This is a genomic window from Serratia sp. PL7 (genome assembly GCF_945957435.1).
In genome coordinates this window covers 2,285,217-2,305,082 of record NZ_CAMFLB010000001.1, presented here as the reverse complement: position 1 = coordinate 2,305,082, position 19,866 = coordinate 2,285,217, and the positions used below count along the sequence as shown (strand labels likewise).

At 57.1% G+C, this 19,866-nt stretch carries 15 protein-coding genes; 8 read left to right on the top strand and 7 right to left on the bottom strand.

Annotated elements, in window-relative coordinates:
- The first annotated feature begins 14 nt into the window (after window positions 1–14).
- Window positions 15–485: a YkgB family protein gene (locus tag N6G83_RS11040; protein ID WP_049203419.1), complete on the top strand. Its 471-nt coding sequence runs from the start codon at window positions 15–17 to the stop codon at window positions 483–485.
- A gap of 44 nt (window positions 486–529) precedes the next feature.
- Here the strand turns inward: N6G83_RS11040 and N6G83_RS11035 are convergent, their stop codons facing one another.
- A complete protein-coding gene (locus N6G83_RS11035; protein WP_004939112.1) occupies window positions 530–2,569 on the bottom strand; it encodes a choline transporter in 2,040 nt (679 codons plus the stop codon).
- Between the two features lie 400 nt (window positions 2,570–2,969).
- On the opposite strand from N6G83_RS11035, the gene betI reads away from it, so the two are divergent.
- The 3 genes from betI (at window position 2,970) to betA (ending at window position 6,861) form a co-directional block, all read left to right on the top strand.
- A complete protein-coding gene (betI, locus tag N6G83_RS11030) occupies window positions 2,970–3,572 on the top strand; it encodes a transcriptional regulator BetI (RefSeq protein WP_025302109.1) in 603 nt (200 codons plus the stop codon).
- A gap of 14 nt (window positions 3,573–3,586) precedes the next feature.
- The gene (gene betB, locus N6G83_RS11025; protein WP_260515320.1) at window positions 3,587–5,059 is read left to right on the top strand and encodes a betaine-aldehyde dehydrogenase; all 1,473 of its coding nucleotides are present in this window, start codon (window positions 3,587–3,589) and stop codon (window positions 5,057–5,059) included.
- Window positions 5,060–5,193: 134 nt separating this feature from the next.
- Entirely contained in the window at window positions 5,194–6,861 is a 1,668-nt protein-coding gene (gene betA, locus N6G83_RS11020; protein ID WP_049208885.1) for a choline dehydrogenase, read from the top strand.
- Between the two features lie 109 nt (window positions 6,862–6,970).
- On the opposite strand, the gene N6G83_RS11015 is transcribed toward betA, so the two are convergent.
- The 3 genes from N6G83_RS11015 to N6G83_RS11005 all read right to left on the bottom strand — a co-directional run bounded on the left by N6G83_RS11015 (window position 6,971) and on the right by N6G83_RS11005 (window position 10,110).
- Window positions 6,971–8,596, bottom strand: coding sequence for an FMN-binding glutamate synthase family protein (locus N6G83_RS11015; RefSeq protein ID WP_260515317.1), 1,626 nt, complete (start codon window positions 8,594–8,596; stop codon window positions 6,971–6,973).
- 185 nt (window positions 8,597–8,781) lie between these two features.
- The gene (locus N6G83_RS11010) at window positions 8,782–9,372 is read right to left on the bottom strand and encodes a LuxR family transcriptional regulator (RefSeq protein ID WP_004939094.1); all 591 of its coding nucleotides are present in this window, start codon (window positions 9,370–9,372) and stop codon (window positions 8,782–8,784) included.
- Window positions 9,373–9,393: 21 nt separating this feature from the next.
- Window positions 9,394–10,110, bottom strand: a complete 717-nt coding sequence (locus N6G83_RS11005; RefSeq protein WP_016928483.1) for an EAL domain-containing protein — start codon at window positions 10,108–10,110, stop codon at window positions 9,394–9,396.
- A gap of 472 nt (window positions 10,111–10,582) precedes the next feature.
- Here N6G83_RS11005 and N6G83_RS11000 point away from each other — a divergent pair, with 472 nt between their 5' ends.
- The 4 genes from N6G83_RS11000 to N6G83_RS10985 all read left to right on the top strand — a co-directional run bounded on the left by N6G83_RS11000 (window position 10,583) and on the right by N6G83_RS10985 (window position 15,621).
- On the top strand, window positions 10,583–11,140 hold the full coding sequence (locus N6G83_RS11000; protein WP_041034152.1) for a fimbrial protein: 558 nt from the start codon (window positions 10,583–10,585) through the stop codon (window positions 11,138–11,140).
- An 81-nt stretch (window positions 11,141–11,221) separates the two neighbouring features.
- Complete coding sequence (locus tag N6G83_RS10995) at window positions 11,222–11,950, top strand: molecular chaperone (RefSeq protein ID WP_025302114.1); 729 nt, start codon at window positions 11,222–11,224, stop codon at window positions 11,948–11,950.
- A 75-nt stretch (window positions 11,951–12,025) separates the two neighbouring features.
- Complete coding sequence (locus N6G83_RS10990; protein WP_025302115.1) at window positions 12,026–14,587, top strand: fimbria/pilus outer membrane usher protein; 2,562 nt, start codon at window positions 12,026–12,028, stop codon at window positions 14,585–14,587.
- Entirely contained in the window at window positions 14,584–15,621 is a 1,038-nt protein-coding gene (locus N6G83_RS10985; protein WP_025302116.1) for a fimbrial protein, read from the top strand. The genes N6G83_RS10990 and N6G83_RS10985 overlap by 4 nt, the downstream gene beginning before the upstream one ends.
- Window positions 15,622–15,679: 58 nt before the next feature.
- Here N6G83_RS10985 and N6G83_RS10980 read toward each other — a convergent pair whose 3' ends face one another.
- From N6G83_RS10980 to phoA, 3 genes are all read right to left on the bottom strand, one after another.
- On the bottom strand, window positions 15,680–16,138 hold the full coding sequence (locus N6G83_RS10980) for a helix-turn-helix domain-containing protein (RefSeq protein WP_025302117.1): 459 nt from the start codon (window positions 16,136–16,138) through the stop codon (window positions 15,680–15,682).
- Window positions 16,139–16,343: 205 nt separating this feature from the next.
- A complete protein-coding gene (gene mqo / locus N6G83_RS10975) occupies window positions 16,344–17,924 on the bottom strand; it encodes a malate dehydrogenase (quinone) (RefSeq protein WP_049203423.1) in 1,581 nt (526 codons plus the stop codon).
- Window positions 17,925–18,385: 461 nt separating this feature from the next.
- Window positions 18,386–19,813, bottom strand: a complete 1,428-nt coding sequence (phoA, locus tag N6G83_RS10970) for an alkaline phosphatase (protein ID WP_025302119.1) — start codon at window positions 19,811–19,813, stop codon at window positions 18,386–18,388.
- Window positions 19,814–19,866 lie beyond the last annotated feature (53 nt).

Genomic DNA, 19,866 nt, shown 5'->3' with positions numbered 1-19,866 from the left:
CATAAGGAGAGAGGATGATGCTGGCGACATGGCTGTGGCGCTTTCGGCGCTCGAACGGGGACGTTATCTTTATGCGTGCGGCGTTGGTGGTGATCTTCGCCGCCTTCGGCTACGCCAAATGGTTTGATTACGAAGCGCAGGGGTTAGTGCCTCTGATCGGTAACAGCCCGCTGCTGAGCTGGATGCATCAGGCGTTCGGCATTCGCGGCGCCAGTTATGCATTGGGCGTCGCCGAATGGAGCTTCGGTTTACTGTTGCTGGCGGGGTTCTGGTCGCGGCGGCTGGGTTTGCTGGGGGCGATCGGATCGACGGTGACCTACCTGACCACGCTGACGCTGATCTTTTCCACGCCGGGTGCCTGGGAGCCCTCCGCCGGCGGTTTTCCCGCCATGGCCGGGGCCACCAGTTTTTTAATTAAGGATCTGGTGTTGCTGGCCGGTTCCCTGGTGCTGCTGAAGGCCGATTTACCGGCCGAGCAGGCATAAAAAAGGGCGTAGCCTGGCTACGCCCTGTGGTTATTTCTCGGCCATCACATATCCGGGAAGGTCAGGGTGCCCCCCGGCGCCTCGCGATGAATGTGCAGGAAGTTCAGGTGCTTCTCGTACTGGTCGAGAATGTCACCAATCACCTGTTCCTTGCTGTAGTCCATCAGGTCGTTGCCCTGGGTGCCTTCCATCAGGAAGGTTTCCAGCCGGTAGTAGTGCGATTTACCGGAGCGGGCGCGGTAGGTGAAGCCCGGCACCGAGTAGCGCATCGGCCAGATCTGATAGATGAAGTTCTGTTCCTCGCCCAGGTGCACCAGCAGTTCCAGGTGGTTCAGGCGCTCGTCTTCGGTCGGCGGCACTTCGCTGAACTCCACTTTCGCGCCGCGCAACTCCAGCTCGCGCGCCACGTCCTGCATCGCCGGGCGGCAAACCTTATCCAGCATTTTCTGCGTGTACTGCGTGCCCGGGTAGTTCATCACCCGCGACAGACGCTGTTTCCAATTGAGCACATCGTGGCTGGAGACCGGCACCGGCGCCAGGGTGCTGAGCGCGCTGGCCTTGCGGTAGTCTTCCACCCGCAGCGATTTATACAGCCCGGCCATCACAAAGAAGATCACGAAGCTGAACGGCAGGCCCATGATCACCGTGGTTTTCTGCAGCGCCGGTACGCCGTCGGTCATCAGCATGCCGATCGTCAGCAGGCCGATGGCCACCGACCAGAAAATCCGCAGCCAGTTCGGTGCATCATTATTGATATCGGCCAGGCGCGAGGTGAAGTTACCCAGCACCAGCGAGCCAGAGTCCGCCGAGGTGACGTAGAACAGCAGGCCGGTGATGGTGGCCACCGAGGCGCTGAAGGTGAAGCCGGGGTATTGCGCCAGCAGGCTGTAGAAGCCGCGTTCCGGGAACTGCATCACTTCCTGAGCAAACTCGGCGTTGCCGTGGATGATCTGGTACAGCGCGCTGTTGCCGAAGATAGACAGCCACAGCAGGGTAAACACGAACGGTATGATCAGCGTGCCGACCACGAACTGGCGAATGGTGCGCCCGCGCGAGATGCGCGCCAGGAACAGGCCGACGAACGGCGACCACGCCACCCACCAGGCCCAGAAGAACAGCGTCCAGTTGTTCATCCACTCCACCGGCCGATCGAAGGCGAAGCTGTTGAGCGTCATGCCCATAAAGCGGTTGACGTAATCGCCGACGTTGAGCACCAGCGCGTTGAGCAGGAACTCGGTGTCGCCGAAGAACAGCACGAATAGGATCAGGCCCAGCGCCAGCAGCACGTTTAGCTCGGACAGGATGCGGATGCCCTTGTTGACGCCGGAAGTCACCGAGATGGTGGCCATGATCACCGACAGCAGGATCAGCGAGCCCTGCACCGTCAGGTTTTCTGGGATCTCGAACAACACCTTGAGGCCGTAGTTGAGCTGCACCACGCCGATGCCCAGCGTGGTGGCGATGCCGAAGATGGTGCCGAGCACCGCGGCGATGTCCACGCTGTGGCCGATCGGGCCGTTGATGCGTTTACCGAAGATCGGGTACAGCGCCGAGCGGATGGTCAGCGGCAGATTGTAGCGATAGCTGAAGTAGCCGAGGGCGATGCCCATCAGCGCATACATCGACCAGCCGGTCAGGCCATAGTGGAACAGCGTCCAGACCATTGCCTGGCGCGCGGCCTCCAGCGTTTGCGCGTCGCCTTCCGGCGGCATCATGTACTGGGTCACCGGCTCGGCGACCGAGAAGAACATCAGGTCGATGCCGATGCCGGCGGCGAACAGCATCGCCGCCCAGCTCATCAGGCTGAACTCCGGTTTGGACTGTTCCGGCCCGAGCTTGATGGAACCGAAGCGCGAGGCGGCGATAAACACCACGAACACGATGTACAGCGTCGCCGCCAGCAGGTAGTACCAACCGAAGGTGGTCGACACCCAATTCAGCGTGCGGGTGATCCACTGCCCGGAGAAGTCGGTGAAAAAGATGGTCATCAGCGAGAAGGCCAGGATCAGCCCCGCCGAGGTGAAGAAAACCACAGGGTTGAGGCGGTCCTGCTGCGGTTTGGAGGAGGTTTCGCGTGTTGTCATCGTCATCCTCTGAACTGAGTAAAATCGTGCCGCTCCGCATTTCGGGGCGCGTTGGCGCCGCCGGAAAACGGGCGAATGAAGGCGGCGACCATCCCCATGGGAATGGCCTGAAAAACGCCGCTTTCGCCTGTTGCTGAAGCACCGGAGCGCTTCGTGGTGGGAACCGCTTACAGCCACTGATTTTGGTCAGATTCGTTAATTACCTCACAAAAATCAGCCAGTTCCACAACCAGATAGTACAAATTTTTAACCAGGCGGCAATAAAATATATGCAATTTTTATTGAACGTTCAATCAAAAAAAAGTTTAATAGTCCTCATGATGACCTGAATCACGGGCGAAACGGCAGTGAAATTTGCCCGCTGAGATAAGGCCGAAGTCGGTTTTGTGAGAGTCGAAATATGCCAAAGGTAGGAATGCAGCCAATCAGAAGGCAGCAGTTGATTGATGCCACGCTCGCCGCGGTAAACGAAGTGGGAATGCATGACGCCACCATCGCGCAGATCGCGCGGCGGGCCGGCGTTTCCAACGGCATCATCAGCCATTATTTCAAGGACAAGAACGGCCTGCTGGAAGCCACGATGCGCTATCTGATCAGCCATCTGGGCGAGGCGGTGAAGCTGCGGTTGCAGGCGCTGACCGATAACAGCCCGGCGGCGCGGCTGCAGGCGATCGTCGCCGGCAACTTCGACGACAGCCAGATCAACAGCGCGGCGATGAAGACCTGGCTGGCCTTTTGGGCCAGCAGCCTGCACCAGCCGCAGCTCAACCGGCTGCAACAGGTGAACGGCCGCCGGCTTTATTCCAACCTGTGCGCCGAGTTTCGCCGCGTTATGCCGCAGCCGCAGGCGCGGTTGGCGGCCAAGGGGCTGGCGGCGCTGATCGATGGGCTGTGGCTGCGCAGCGCGCTGCGCGGCTCGGCGTTCAATCAGTCGCAGGCGTTGACGCTCACGACCGAATACATCACGTTCCAACTCCGGGGGCAGACGCCGCCCGGAGGCTAACTCAAGGAGATCCTATGTCCCGTTTTGGCTTGCAGAAGCTCTATATTCATGGCGCCTATGTAGACAGCACCGCTGGAAAAACCTTCAACGCCATTAACCCGGCGAACGGCGAAGTTCTGGCTGAAGTCCAGTCCGCCGGCGCTGAAGACGTCGATCGTGCGGTGGCCAGCGCGGCCAGCGGGCAGAAGGTGTGGGCGGCGATGACGGCGATGGCGCGTTCGCGCATCCTGCGTCGCGCGGTGGATATTCTGCGCGAGCGCAACGATGAGCTGGCGGCGCTGGAAACGCTGGATACCGGTAAAGCGATGTCGGAAACCACCGCGGTGGACATCGTCACCGGCGCCGACGTGCTGGAGTATTATGCCGGCCTGATCCCGGCCATTGAAGGCGAACAGATCCCGCTGCGCGACACTTCGTTCGTTTACACCCGCCGCGAACCGCTGGGCGTGGTGGCCGGCATCGGCGCCTGGAACTACCCGATTCAAATCGCGCTGTGGAAGTCCGCGCCGGCGCTGGCTGCGGGCAACGCGATGATCTTCAAGCCGAGTGAAGTTACGTCGTTGACGGCGTTGAAGCTGGCGGAAATCTACACCGAAGCCGGCCTGCCGGACGGCGTGTTCAACGTGGTGACCGGCAGCGGTGCGGAGGTGGGGCAGTACCTGACCGACCATCCGGGCATCGCCAAAGTCTCTTTCACCGGCGGGGTGAAAACCGGCAAGAAGGTGATGGCCAACGCGTCGGGTTCGACGCTGAAGGAAGTCACCATGGAGCTGGGCGGCAAGTCGCCGCTGATTATCTTCGACGACGCCGATCTGGATCGCGCCGCCGATATCGCCATGATGGCCAACTTCTACAGCTCCGGCCAGGTGTGCACCAACGGCACCCGCGTCTTTGTGCCGGCGGCGCTGCAGGCGCAGTTTGAGGCGAAGATCCTCGAACGCGTGAAGCGCATTCGCCTCGGCGATCCGACCGATCCGCAGACCAACTTCGGGCCGCTGGTCAGCTTCGCGCACATGGAGTCGGTGCTGCGCTTTATCGAAAGCGGTAAGAACAGCGGCGCGCGCCTGCTGTGCGGCGGCGAACGCGTCACCCATGGCGAATTCGGCAAGGGCGCTTATGTGGCGCCGACGGTATTCAGCGACTGCCGCGACGAGATGGAAATCGTGCGCGAGGAGATCTTCGGGCCGGTGATGAGCATTCTCAGCTACCAGAGTGAAGAGGAAGTGGTGCGCCGCGCCAATGATACCAGCTTCGGCCTGGCCGCGGGCGTGGTGACCCACGATCTGGCCCGCGCACACCGCGTGATTCATCAGTTGGAAGCCGGCATTTGCTGGATCAACACCTGGGGCGAGTCGGCGGCGGAAATGCCGGTCGGCGGCTATAAGCAGTCCGGCGTCGGCCGCGAAAACGGCCTGACCACGCTGGAGCACTACACCCAGATCAAATCGGTGCAGGTCGAGCTGGGCGAATACGCCTCGGTATTCTGATCTTCCCGTCGCCTTTCGAGCCGCAGCCGCGTTGGCTGCGGCCGACACTCCTCGAGAGCCAAATACACCGCCTGCTGCGGATCAGCGCTTCGCGTTTTCGCATCGTGCAGGCCTATAAAGTAAGGAGATAATGAATGGAATTTGACTACATCATTATCGGTGCCGGTTCCGCCGGCAACGTGTTAGCCACCCGATTGACCGAGGACGCCGACGTCAGCGTGCTGCTGCTGGAAGCCGGCGGCCCCGATTACCGGATGGATTTCCGTACTCAGATGCCGGCTGCGCTGGCGTTTCCGCTGCAGGGCCGCCGCTATAACTGGGCGTATGAAACCGATCCTGAGCCGCACATGAACAACCGCCGGATGGAATGCGGCCGCGGCAAAGGGCTGGGCGGTTCGTCCCTGATCAACGGCATGTGTTATATTCGCGGCAACGCGATGGATTTCGACAACTGGGCCAAGGCGCCGGGTCTGGAAGACTGGACCTATCTGGACTGCCTGCCGTATTTCCGCAAGGCGGAAACGCGCGATATCGGCCCGAACGATTACCACGGCGGCGATGGCCCGGTGAGCGTCACCACGCCGAAGGCCGGTAACAACGAACTGTTCCACGCGATGGTGGAAGCCGGCGTGCAGGCGGGCTACCCGCGCACCGACGATCTGAACGGTTACCAGCAGGAAGGCTTCGGCCCGATGGATCGCACCGTGACCCCGAAAGGGCGCCGCGCCAGCACCGCCCGCGGTTATCTGGATCAGGCGCGTTCGCGGCCGAACCTGAAAATCGTCACCCATGCGCTGACCGACCATATCGTGTTCGACGGCAAGCGCGCAGTGGGTGTCAACTATCTGCAGGGCGACAGCAATCAGCTGACCTATGCCAAAGCGCGCCGCGAAGTGCTGCTGTGCGCCGGCGCCATCGCCTCGCCGCAAATTCTGCAGCGTTCGGGCGTCGGCCCGGCGGCGCTGCTGAAAAGCCTGGACATCAACGTGGTGCACGATCTGCCGGGCGTCGGAGAAAACCTGCAGGACCACCTGGAGATGTACCTGCAATACGCCTGCAAGAAACCGGTGTCGCTGTACCCGGCGCTGCAATGGTTTAACCAGCCGAAGATCGGTGCGGAGTGGCTGTTCAACGGCACAGGCGTCGGCGCCAGCAACCAGTTCGAGGCCGGCGGCTTCATCCGCAGCCGCGCAGAGTTCGCCTGGCCGAACATTCAGTATCACTTCCTGCCGGTGGCGATTAACTATAACGGCAGCAACGCGGTGAAAGAGCACGGCTTCCAGGCGCACGTCGGCTCGATGCGTTCGCCGAGCCGCGGCCGGGTGCAGGTGAAATCGAAAGATCCGCGTCAGCACCCGAGCATTCTGTTCAACTACATGGCGACTGAACAGGATTGGCAGGAGTTCCGCGACGCTATCCGCATCACGCGCGAAATCATGGCGCAGCCGGCCCTGGACGAATACCGCGGCCGCGAGATAAGCCCAGGGCCGGACGTGCAGACCGACGAACAGCTGGACGCCTTTGTGCGCGAGCACGCCGAAACCGCCTTCCACCCGTCCTGCTCGTGCAAGATGGGCGAGGATGAGATGGCGGTGGTCGACGGCCAGGGCCGGGTGCACGGCATGGAAGGATTGCGGGTGGTGGATGCGTCGATTATGCCGCTGATCATCACCGGCAACCTGAACGCCACCACCATCATGATCGCCGAGAAGATCGCCGATCGCATTCGCCAGCGTGCGCCGCTGCCGCGTAGCACCGCCGACTACTACGTCGCCGGCGATGCGCCGGTGCGCAAGCAGTAACCGACACGCCCTCTCGCCGTTGAGGGGGAGGGCCGCCGTAGCAAGCAACCCCTCTCCATATGCTCTTCCCCAAGGCGAGGGGGCAACTCTCTTTTTATCCCTTATCCCATCATGCCGCCGGCAGCGAGATCGCCTGATCGAAACTGTTGGGCGTCGCCATGCGCCACATGCGGGCGTAGAACTCGCTTTTGATCTCCGGCTGCAGCAGCGCGCCCGGCTCCAGGTAGTAATAGATATCGGCATACACCTTGATCTCGGTCGACGTGATGCGGCGCAGCATATGGTGCGAGGTCAGCTGCTCCGGGCGGCTGACGCCGGCCGCCGCCAGCATGTCCGCCAGCGCTTTCACCGTATTTTGATGGAAGTGATAGACGCGCTCCGCCTTGTTCGGCACCACCAACGCCTTCTGACGCAGCGGATCTTGCGTCGCGACGCCGGTCGGGCAGTGGTTGGTGTGGCAGCTTTGCGACTGGATGCAGCCGACGGCGAACATAAAGCCGCGCGCCGAGTTCACCCAGTCGGCGCCGAGCACCAGTACGCTGGCGATGTCAAAGGCGCTGATGATCTTGCCGCTGGCGCCAATCTTGATTTGGTCGCGCAGGCCGCAGCCCACCAGCGTGTTATGCACGAACAGCAGCCCTTCGCGCAGCGGCATACCCATATAGTTGGAGAGTTCGAGCGGCGCGGCGCCGGTGCCGCCTTCCTTGCCGTCCACCACGATAAAGTCCGGCAGAATGCGGGTGTGCAGCATCGCCTTGACGATGGCGACGAACTCCCACGGGTGGCCGATGCACAGCTTGAAACCGACCGGTTTGCCGCCTGACAGCTCGCGCAACTGCTGGATGAAATGCATCATTTCCAGCGGGGTGGTGAAGGCGCTGTGCGAAGCCGGCGAGATGCAATCGACGCCTTCCGGCACGCCGCGGGTGGCGGCGATTTCCGCATCCACCTTCTTCGCCGGCAGAATGCCGCCGTGGCCCGGTTTGGCGCCCTGGCTGAGCTTGATTTCAATCATTTTCACCTGCGGGCTTTGCGCCTGTTCGGCAAAGCGGCGCGGATCGAAATGGCCGTCGGCGGTGCGGCAGCCGAAATAGCCGCTGCCCAGCTCCCACACCAGATCGCCGTTGTTTTCGCGGTGATAGCGGCTGATGCTGCCCTCGCCGGTGTCGTGGTAGAAGTTGCCTTTGGCCGCGCCGAGGTTGAGCGCGCGGATGGCGTTGGCGGAGAGCGCGCCGAAGCTCATCGCCGAAATGTTGAAGATTGACGCGGAGTAGGGCTGGCGGCAGTCGGCGCCGCCGATGGTGACGCGAAAACTGGTCGGATCGGCGGCTTCCACCGGCCGCATGGAATGGCCGATGCACTCATAGCCGGTTTGGTACACATCCAGCAGGGTGCCGAACGGCTTGTCGCCCATCTCGTTTTTCGCCCGGCGATACACCAGCGTGCGCTGGGTGCGCGAAAACGGGATCTCTTCATTGTCCTGCTCGAGGAAATACTGGCGCAGTTCCGGGCGGATGAACTCGAAGAAGAAGCGCAAGCGGCCGATGATCGGGTAGTTGCGGCAAATGGCGTGGCGTTGCTGCGTGAGATCGTAGATACCCAGCACCATCAGGCAACCGCAGGCCAGGGCCGGCAGCCAGAACCACGGATGATTGTGCATCATGATCAAGAAAACCAGGGTGAGCAAGATGCTCAGCACAAAGCAGGTATAGCGGCTGAATAAGGACGACTTCATAACATCTCCTGATGTTTATTTTAATCCACACGACATGACTCACGGATAATCCGTGTGCAAATCGTAACCAACAGGAGGGGATGTTGTGTGTCTGTTGCTGCTTTGTCGCCAGTTGTTACATTAATTTAACGTGACGGAAGGGGGGCGGGTTGCCGCGCGGCGAACCGCGCAACAAGCCTGGGTATTTATTTGCCTGCGACGAAGATGGTGCTCATGCTGCGCAGCCGCAGTTTTTTCATCGCGCTGTATTTCTGCGAGAAGATGGTTTTCGGGTGCGTGCCGCGCTTTTCCGCAATGTGCAGCAGGCTGTCGCCACGCAGCAGGTTGAAGATCACGTCGCTTTCCGCCGGACTGAGCTCGCGGGTTTTCTGCACCCGGATACCGCCCGGTTCCTTGCTTTCCAGCAGCCGCTGGATTTTTTCCTGCAGCGAATAAAGCGGAATGCGGGTGGAGACCAACTCGACGGAAATCCCCAGGATCGACAACAGTTTCACTACCCGCTCGTCGTCATAAAACACCAGCAGGCGCGTCTTGCTGTTGTACTGCTGATGCAGGGACACCAGGCTTTCGATCACGTTGACGCTCTGTTCCAGGTTTTGCGAGGTGAAAATCAGCGCAATATCGTGCTTGGTGATCTTCTCTGCTTTGGCGCCGCCGTGCATGAAATCGGAAAACAGGCGGATATCGTACGCGCCGTAGTGTTTCTTTAGCAGCACCGACAGGCCAACATAGCTGTACTTACACTCACTAATCACAAGAACGTTGTTTTTAGACATAGGGCAAACACCAATACCGAGTTAAAAGTATTCAGCTGTAAGAAGCGAGTTCAAATCCTTGATGCTGGATTCCTTCCACAGCTTTCCCTGCAGTGCGTAATATGGCATTTCATCCAGCCATTTCTTGTGTTCGGGAGTTTCAACTCCTTCGATAATTACCTTGTAATGATTAAGGTAAAAAAAGCGCAGTAACGCGCGCATCAAGCCCTCGCCGCCGGACTTTTTCATGAAGTCCCAAAGCAGAAAACGGTCGAGCTTAACGAAGCGGAACTGGCTGTTGTACAACGCGGAAAAACCCGCATAGCCAGAACCAAAATCATCGAGCCAAAATGAATAACTATTCAATGACGGATCGCCGTGCACGCGATCTTTCACCAGCCGGGTTGAATTCTCGCTGATCTCAAAATGAATACAGCGCAGGGCATTAATTCTTTCGGCAAAGTGAGTGTTAGCCAGCGATTGCAGGGAATAATCGTCAACATTCAAAGTGGCTATCACTTGGTTTTCATGAAACCAGTGTTTGTATTTATCGATCAGATTGATCTGATCCATCAAAATCTCAATCCGGGTTGCGCTGTCGGCGTGACGAAAGAACTGTTCAGGAGAAAAATGGGCGTATTCGCTATTAAACGTAAAGCGAGACAGACATTCAACGGCCAGCAATTGTCCCGATTTCGCGAACATTGGCTGAAAAACATAATTAATGCCGTTATTTTTCTCTCTGAAAGAACCGCTCATTTCCCAATCCTTGGATTGATATTTAACTTGTTGATTTTAAATGCTTAAAAAGAAAGTTACTCCAGGTTTATTGGTAAATTTCTTATTTAAAACGTCAGAATGGCCGAAGCGTGTCGACAGACCATTTAACGCGTAATTCGTGCCAAATTCCAAACGTCGCAATATGTTACTAAATGTAAATATTTGGGATAATATTCTGATTTTCAGGCCTTAATGCAAAATCTTGAACTCTGAAGCTTTCCCAAACACAGATTATTCCTATTCATATGAATCGTCAACATCGATCGATAGGTATCCTCCGATAGTTTATTCCTATCAAGAGGGGCCTTATGAATGTTTTAAACGATTTAACATTAAGAATATGCTTAGTCTATATTTCGTCCGGCAATGGATTCATCGGGCTTCATTCCTGACAAGGAGTAGCATCGCTGAATGTACTTTATAAGCGTATTAATTCATCGAGAGTCTAAATATGAAAATCTCTAAACTGTCTGCTGTATTGGCATTGGCTGTAAGCACTGCTGCTATTTCTTCTTTCTCTGCTCAAGCTGCTGACGGGACTATTACTTTCAACGGTAAAGTGACTGACCAAACTTGTACTATCAGCACCCCAGGCGGTAAAGATTTCACCGTAACTCTGCCAACTGTTTCTGCTTCTACTCTGGCAACTCAGAGCGCAACTGCTGGCCGTACTCCGTTCGCGATCAACCTGACCAAATGCTCTAAAGGCCAGGTAGCTACTTATTTCGAACCGGGCGCTACTGTTGATTTCAATACTGGCCGTCTGAACAACCAGGCGCAGACTGATGCTGCAACTAACGTGCAGATCCAGCTTCTGGGCAGCAACAACCAATTCCTGCCTATCCTGGCTGCTGGTGCTAATGGTGCGCAGAATAACTCCCAGTGGGTTACCGTTGCTAACGAAGGCGACTCTGCTGACCTGAACTACTACGCTGAATATTACGCTACCAACGCTGCCGGCGCTGGTGATGTGACTTCTAGCGTTCAGTACACCATCATTTACCAGTAAGTAATATTTCTTTAAGTAATATTCTTATTCGGGTGGGGGAGTTATGCCCCCACCGTTTTCCCTTACCGTAGCGATAAGATAATGAAGAACTCATTTAAAAAATACAGCATATTGCTGAGCGCCATGCTTTTCAGTAGCAGCGTTTTTTCCAGTGTCATTATTAACGGTACTCGTATTATTTATCCGGGAAAGCAACGGGAAGTTACCGTCCAATTATCAAATAATGGTGCTTCACCGGCACTTATTCAGTCTTGGATTGATGAAGGCGACGCAAAAACCACACCAGAAAACAGCAAAGCGCCATTTATCGTTTCACCGCCAATCAGCCGTGTTGAACCGGCTACCGGCCAAGCGCTGCGCGTTTCATTGACCACGGCGAGTTTGCCGCAAGACAAAGAATCCTTGTTTTGGTTGAACGTACTGGAGATCCCGCCAGCACCAACCGGGGCAAACAATGGCGCACCTGAAAACTTTTTACAGGTGGCATTCCGTACCCGCGTAAAACTGCTGTATCGGCCGACCGGTCTGGCGGGAGAAGCGAATGATGCGCCGGAAAAACTGCAGTGGAGCTTCAGCGCTGGGGGCGTCAGCGTGAAAAACCCAACGCCGTACTATGTGTCATTTACCGAGATTAATGCTGTCGTGAACCAAAAACGTGTGCCGTTGGCCCCGCACGGCGACATGCTGGCACCCGGACAGGAAAAGACATTGTCGTTCTCCGGCGACAGCGCGCGCATTGCTGACATTGCCTACACCACTATTAATGATTTTGGCGGACGCGTGTCCCGTACTAAGAATAAGCAAAAGTAACTCTTGGAACAGAGCCTCAGGCCCAGAGCAATTTATTTCAGAGGGCGAGCTTAATTTGGTAAAGGAATGCTTTATATGAAAGAGTTACCTATCTCTGCAGCTGTTAAAATGGCGCTGTCCAATTATAAATCGATTCTGCTGTTAACCGGTAGCGCGCTCTGTCTGGCGGCCCCTGCGACGTCTTGGGCGGAGGGGGTTGCCGATAGCAAAAAGCCGGCAGCACCGGTTGAAGCGACTTTTAACAGCAGCTTCCTGATTGGGGAAGCGCAGGGCGTGGATCTTTCACGCTTCCGTGATGGTAACCCGATCTTGGCGGGAAAATATTCGCTCGACGTGTATGTGAACGGCGAGTGGAAAGGCAAAAAAAGTATCGACTTTAAAAACGTGCCGGGGAAAAACAGCGCCGATACCTGTTTTAGCTTACTGTCGTTGGATGAGTTCGGTGTGGATACCGCCACAATGAGCGGGGATCCTGCCGTTAATACCGAGACGTGCAAAACGCTGACTCAATGGGTACCGGAAGCCTATTACCGCTTGGACACCAGTACGCTGCGCATGGATATCAGCATCCCTCAGGCGGCGCTGCGCCGCAGCGCTCGCGGTTATGTCGATCCGCGCTTCTGGGATCGCGGTATTACCGCCGGCAGCCTGTCGTATAATTTCAATGCGTTCAATACCCACAGCTCTGCCAACGGCAGCAACTCCGATTCAACTAATGCATATTTAACGTTGAATGCCGGGTTAAACGTGGCGGGTTGGCAGCTGCGTCACGATTCCAACGTGAACTGGCGTTCTAACGACAGCACCCATTGGCAAAACACCGCGACTTACGCGCAGCGGGCAATGCCGTCTATCCGCGGCATGCTGACGTTGGGCGACAGTTACACCAGCGGTGATTTCTTCAACTCCATCGGTTTTCGCGGCGTGCAGATCGCCACGGACGATCGCATGCTGCCTGATTCATTGAACGGGTATGCGCCGGTTGTGCGTGGGGTCGCGCAAAGCAACGCCCTGGTGGAAGTACGTCAGAATAACCAGCTGATCTACCAAACTACCGTCGCTCCGGGCGAGTTCATCATCAACGATCTCTACCCTACGGGTTACGGCGGCGATCTGAATGTCACCATTAACGAGGCCGACGGCAGCAAACGCCAGTTCAGCGTTCCCTATGCTTCGGTAGCGCAGATGCTTCGTCCAGGTATTCAGCGTTATGCCATCACTGCGGGTCGAGTACGCGATGATAATTTAAGCAAGGAACCCGACATGTTCCAGGCGACTTATCAGCGCGGTTTTACCAACATTCTTACGGGATACACAGGCGGGATCGTCAGCGATGGCTATGGTGCAGTGCTGGTGGGCAGCGCGGTCGCGACACCGGTTGGCGCATTTGCGCTGGACGTCACGCAGTCCAATACCCGCTTGAAGCAGGGCGACCAATCAGGCCAGAGCTATAAGCTCAGCTATAGCAAGTTGATGACCGAAACCAACACCAACTTCACGATCGCTGCTTATCGCTATTCGACTTCCGGCTACCTCTCTTTGCAGGATGCCGTCTACTCCCGTGACAATGAGCGCAAGGGTTTAAGCGCAGATGCGGTTAACCGCCAGCGTAGCGAATACCAGCTGACGCTGAACCAAGGGCTGGGCGACAATTACGGTTCCTTGTACATCACCGGTTCGGTACGCGACTACTGGAACCGTGGCGGGAGCACCAAGCAGTACCAGGTGGGCTATAACAACTATTATGGTCGCGTGACCTATGGCCTTTCCGCCATGCGCACCTCGGATATGTATAACCGAGATGAGACTCGTTATTACCTGACACTGTCGATTCCATTCAGCGTCGGTTCGCAAACCCTGAGCCTGAACAGTTCACTGGGCTACACCGACAACGGTTACGACAGCAGCCGTGTGGGCATGAATGGTTCAACCGGCGAAGACAACAACATCAGCTATAGCGCTACGTTAGCCAACGATCGTTCAGGCGGCACCAACAGCAGCGTGAGCGGTGAATACCGTAGCCGTTTCGCCACGATGAACGGGTCCTACAGCTATGGTAAAGATTACCGTCAGTCGTCGATCGGTGCATCGGGCAGCGTGGTTGCCCATAGCGGCGGCGTCACGCTGACACCGCAACGCGGACAGACCATGGTGCTGGTGGAAGCGCCAGACGCCGCTGGCGCGATTGTGACCAACTCGCCAGGCGTTCGTATCGATGACAACGGTTATGCTGTGGTTCCTTATGTTGCACCATATCGCATGACGAGCGTAACGCTCGATCCGAGCGGCATGTCACGCGATGTTGAATTGGAAAGCAGCAGCCAACAGGTTGCGCCATATGCCGGCGCGGTTGCCCGGTTGGAATTCAAAACAACGAAAGGCCAGGCATTGATCATTCATGCGCTCGGCCCTGATGGCAACGCGCTGCCGTTTGGCGCTGAAGTGCTGGATACCCGTAATCAGGTGGTCGGCATTGTTGGGCAGGGCAGTCGCATCTACTTGCGTACCGAAGCTAAGAAAGGTTTGTTGCAGATTAAGTGGGGCACACAGCCAACGCAGCAGTGCTCTGTCAGCTATAGCGCCAAGGCGCAAAGCAATAATCCTGACTACGAAATTATTGAAGCGAGTTGCAAATGATAAAGTTTACGCGTGTTCCACCGCTGAATAAAGCGCCAGCGAAATGCCTGATGCTGCTCGGACTGCTGATGGCGGGCGGCCAGAGCGCTTACGCCGCCTGTTACGTTAATAATGGTTACAAGGCGCAGGTGATCAACATGAAGCTTGGGCGCGTGCTGGTTACGCCAAGCAGCCAGGTTGGAGACACCTTGGTCACCGGTCAGTTCGCGATTAACCCGGTCTCCGGTTATGGTCGTTGTTATAACGGCGGTAGCGCGATTGGGCAGATCCTCCAGGGCAGCCGGACGAGCTTCAGCAATGTATGGAGCACCAATATTCCAGGTATCGGGATTCGTTTATACCGTGAAGCGGGGACAATAAGTACTTATTATCCCCACACGTTGGCATTACGGGGTAATACAACCGTCAACCTGAATGGCGGTTACTTTAAGATCGACATTGTGAAAACCGCCGCGCAAACCGGCACCGGCCAACTGGTCCCAGGCAAGTACACGACTTACTATATGGATGGTTCCGGTCAGGGGTTGCCGATGCTGGAATCGATCGTCGATGCCAACAGCCTGACGATCGTGACGTCGACTTGCAACGTGGACAGCGGTTCCAAGAACAAGGTGGTTAATCTGGATACTGTCACTGCAGCCTCGTTTGGCGGCGTAGGTTCAACGCAGGGTGAAAAAGCATTTGATATCAATATCAATTGCGTTGGCGGCGTTGGTGAGGATCTGTTGCCAGGCAGTGCGGGACAAGGGATCGTCAATGTGCGTTTTGACTATACGCAGGATGCTTCCAATGCACCTGGGGTGATCAAATCCGAGCCTGGCGCCAACACAGCATCCGGTGTTGCCGTCCAGCTGTTGACCGGCAATACGACCCAGCCGATCAAAAATGGCGATGCGGTCAATGCCGGACGTACCATTCCCAACCAGGCCAATACCTTAACGCTGCCGCTGAAGGCACGCTACTATCGCACCGGTTCGACGATTAAAGGCGGCAATATCAAGTCGACCGCCACCTTTACCATCGAGTACAACTAAGTCGCGTTCCGACGAAAAAGCCAATGGGTTTTATCCATTGGCTTTTTTGCGTTATCGATTAACGCAGCCCCATCCAGCTGGTGCAAACGCCTTCCGGCGGTTTGCCGGCGTACCAGCGTGGCAGCGTGGGGGCATCATGGTGCGATTCAGCCTGCGCCTCTATCGGCTGTGCCGGCCACTCCGCAACATCCCAGCGGGTGGTACGGCGATACACCGCCGGGGTTTTACCGAACTGTTTCTTGAAGGCGCGTGAGAACGAAGGCTGAGAATCGAAATGGTATTGCAGGGCGATATCCAGGATCGGACGCGGGGTGGAGCGCAGCGCCTGCGCCGCCTGCGACAGGCGCCGCTCGCGGATATAGCTGCCGAGTGCGTGGCCGGTGGTGCTGCGGAACATGCGCTGCAGGTGCCATTTGGAGTAGCCCGACTTGGCGGCGACGTTATCCAGCAGCAGCGGTTGGTCCAGATGAGTTTCAATCCAGTCTAGTAAATCGTGAATGATATTGACGCGATCCATGGTTTTAGTTCTCCCGCAAAAACGACATTCAGGTCACAGTGACTTAGCTTAATTATCCAAGAATATACTTTGATAATAGGCGTGAGTACGCCGTTACGCAAGGGTAAACCGGGGGTAAAAAGGTGGCCAAAAATGCTCTTTGAACGGCAGGGGGATAAAAGAAAGGCCGCATAAAGCGGCCTTATCAGGAGGAAGCGATGGAAAATCAGTTAGTTTCCGGTTTCACTTCAATGTAGTTCAGACCCAGCACGCTGCTGGTGTAACCGCGGATCTTGTTGGTCATCTCGATATCGCCGTTCAGCTTATGGCCGTAAGACGGGATGATCTCTTTCAGCTTGCTCTGCCATTCCGGCGTCGCTACTTTGTCTTTGAACACGGTTTCCATCAGATGCAGCATGATCGGCGCAGCGGTAGAAGCGCCCGGCGAAGCACCCAGCAGAGCGGCGATGCTGCCGTCTTCAGAGCTGACGACTTCGGTGCCGAACTGCAGCACGCCGCCTTTATCCGCGTCTTTCTTGATGATCTGTACGCGCTGGCCTGCGGTCCACAGCTTCCAGTCTGCCTGCTTGGCGTCCGGGAAGTACTCTTTCAACGCGGCGAAGCGATCGTCGTCGTTCATCATCAGCTGGCCGACCAGGTATTTCACCAGATCGAAGTTATCCAGACCGACGTGGGTCATCGGCATCAGGTTCGAGGTGCTCAGCGAGTGCATCAGATCGAACAGCGAACCGTTCTTCAGGAACTTGCTGGAGAAGGTGGCGAACGGCCCGAACAGCAGCACGCGCTTGCCGTCCAGCATGCGGGTATCCAGGTGCGGCACGGACATCGGCGGCGAACCTACGCTGGCCAGGCCATACACTTTGGCCAGGTGCTGGTTGGCGATCTCCGGGTTGGTAGTGACCAGGAACTGGCCGCCGACCGGGAAGCCGCCGTAGCCGTCGGCTTCTGGGATGCCGGATTTCTGCAGCAGGGTCAGGGACGCGCCGCCTGCGCCGATGAACACGAACTTGGCGTTAACGGTGGTTTCTTTACCGTCGCGGTTCAGATCGGCAACGGTCACGCTCCAGGTTTGGTCGGCGTTGCGCTTAATGTCGCGCACTTCGTGGCTCAGGTTCAGCTTGAACTTGTCGCTGGCGCTCAGCGCGTCAACCAACTGGTGGGTGATCACGCCGAAGTTGACGTCGGTACCCAGCGGCATGCGGGTCGCGGCGATTTTCTGCGCCGGATCGCGGCCGTTCATCACCAGCGGCGCCCACTGCTTGATTTGCGCAGGGTCTTCGGAATATTCCATGCCGCGGAACAGGGTGCTGTGCTGCAGCGCCGCGTAGCGTTTACGCAGGAAGTTGACGTTGTCGTCACCCCACACGAAGCTCATGTGCGGCACGCTGTTAATGAAGGATTTCGGATCTTTCAGGACAGCGTTTTTCACCTGATAAGACCAGAATTGGCGAGAGATTTCGAAAGACTCGTTGACCTTCACCGCCTTGCTGATGTCGATGGTGCCATCGGCTTTTTCCGGCGTGTAGTTCATTTCGCTAAAGGCGGAGTGGCCGGTACCGGCGTTGTTCCAGCCGTTGGAGCTCTCTTCCGCCACGCCGTTCATGCGCTCGTACATGTCGATGGTCCAGGTCGGCTCCAGCTCATGCAGATAGGTACCCAAAGTGGCGCTCATGATGCCGCCGCCGATCAACACCACGTCGACGGTTTTATTCTTCTCTTCAGCTGCCGCCTGCTGCGTAACGCTAAACAGGCTGAGACTGAAAATCAGGACGAGTAATTTTCTCATTGAATTAAATCTCTTGTGTGTAAATTCTACTCATTGCAGGTGAAAGAATTTAGCGGGAGTTACCCTGGAAAATAATGAAGCCGACCGCCCGGCATGAGCCGATAGGCAGCGATAATGCCTTTTTGTTAATAGGGTATTTAACGAAAAGTGAACTATTGCAGGCCGTCCGGATGCAAATTGATCGGTTCACGTTACTGGCGGGGTATTATTGTTTGCGAGAATGTTAAAAACTACTTTTGTAACTAAAAAAAATGAATATAAGCAAAAATAGGGCGGTTGCTGTCGCAGGAATAAACAGAGAGGGAAGAAAGGCCGTATAACCGCGTTATTTTCAGGGGTTAATTGTCGCGCAATTAAACATTATTTCATTATCACACAATAATTGCGGTTAAATTGCAAATACCTATCGGTAACCAATAATAAATGGCCGTCGTTGCGAGCGGCCATCGTTCAGCTGGCGGTTACTTGATGCCCATCGCATCGCGCATGGTGAAGAACAGATCGGTCTGATCGGTCAATCCCACCACGTTGGCGGCGTGCGGGCCGTAGGCCGCGACGCGCAACTGAGTGCCGGTATGCCCCTGCGACTCTTCTTCCGAGTTGCCGTAGCTGAGGGTCATCGGCGCACCGTCTTTGGTGGTCAGTATCTGGGTCAGGCCCGGCGCTTTGGCGTCGGCGGCGACGATCTGGCTGGAGTGCGCGTGGTCGGCGGTGACGATCACCAGCGTGTTGCCGTCGGCGCGAGCGAAGGCCAGCGCTTTTTGCACCGCTTCGTCCAGATCGACGGTTTCACCAATCTGCCCGCACGGATTGGCGGCGTGATCCTGCTTATCGATCGACGCCCCCTCGACCTGCAGGAAGAAGCCGTTCGGGTTGTCTTTCAGCAGCGCGATCGCTTTGTCGGTCATCGCCGCCAGCGTTGGCGTGGCCGCGGTGCGCGCCGGGTTGTTTTCACAGGTTACCGCCGGCTTGTCGAGGTTGCCGTGATAGCTGGCTTTCGGCCCCAGCCAGCGCACCGGCATGTTGCCGTCGGCGAACAGGCCCAGCAGCGGTTTTTGCTGATTGGCCAGGGTAACGGCCTGCAGTTCATCTGCGTTGCTCACCCACTGATAACCCTGTGCCGCCGCCTGGTCCTTCAGCGATTTTCCTTGCCATTCGCCGCTTTTCGCCAGCTGGTTGAAGGACTTCGCACCGCCTCCCAGCGTGACGTCGGCACGGGTTTTCAGCAGTTGCTCGGTGATCGAGCCGCGGCCGCCGTTTTCCAGCGCGTTAGCGGCACATTTCTCGCTGGTTTCTTCCGGGCCGTAGCATTTGCGCGAGGTGACGTGCGACACCAGCGCCGCCGGCGTGGCGTCTTGCAACTCGGCGGTGGAGACGTTGCCGGTGGCCTTGCCGGCCGCCTTGGCGATCTCCAGCAGCGTTGGCTGGTCTTTGCCGTTCACGTCCACGCCGAGCGCACCGTTATAGGTTTTCACCCCGGTGGCCCAGGCGGTGGCCGAGGCGGCGGAGTCGGTCACGTAATCCGGCTTGTGGGTTTTCTTGTCCAGCGAGTAGTGGGTGTATTGCCCGGTCAGCGGCAGGGCGTCGATGCCCTTGAAGTAACCGCCTGCGCCTTCAGCGTAGTTGCGCGCGGCGGTGATCTCGGAATCCCCCATGCCGTCGCCGATCAGCAGGATCACGTTTTTCACCGTTTTGTCCGACAGCGACGCCTTCAGCGCGGCGGTCTGATCGCCGGCCAGGCGACGGGCGCCGCCCGGCTCGGTGAGGGTGCCGCGAGCGGCGCGCTCGGTCAGGCCATCGGCATTGGCCGAGGTTTCCGCCGCGATGGCGGAGGAACAGAGCAGGGCGGACAGCACGGCGCCGGCGATCAGGGATACAGCAGGTTGCATGGGTAAGCTCCTTGTCGTAATACAACAATGTAAATAACATCAAATTGTTACGA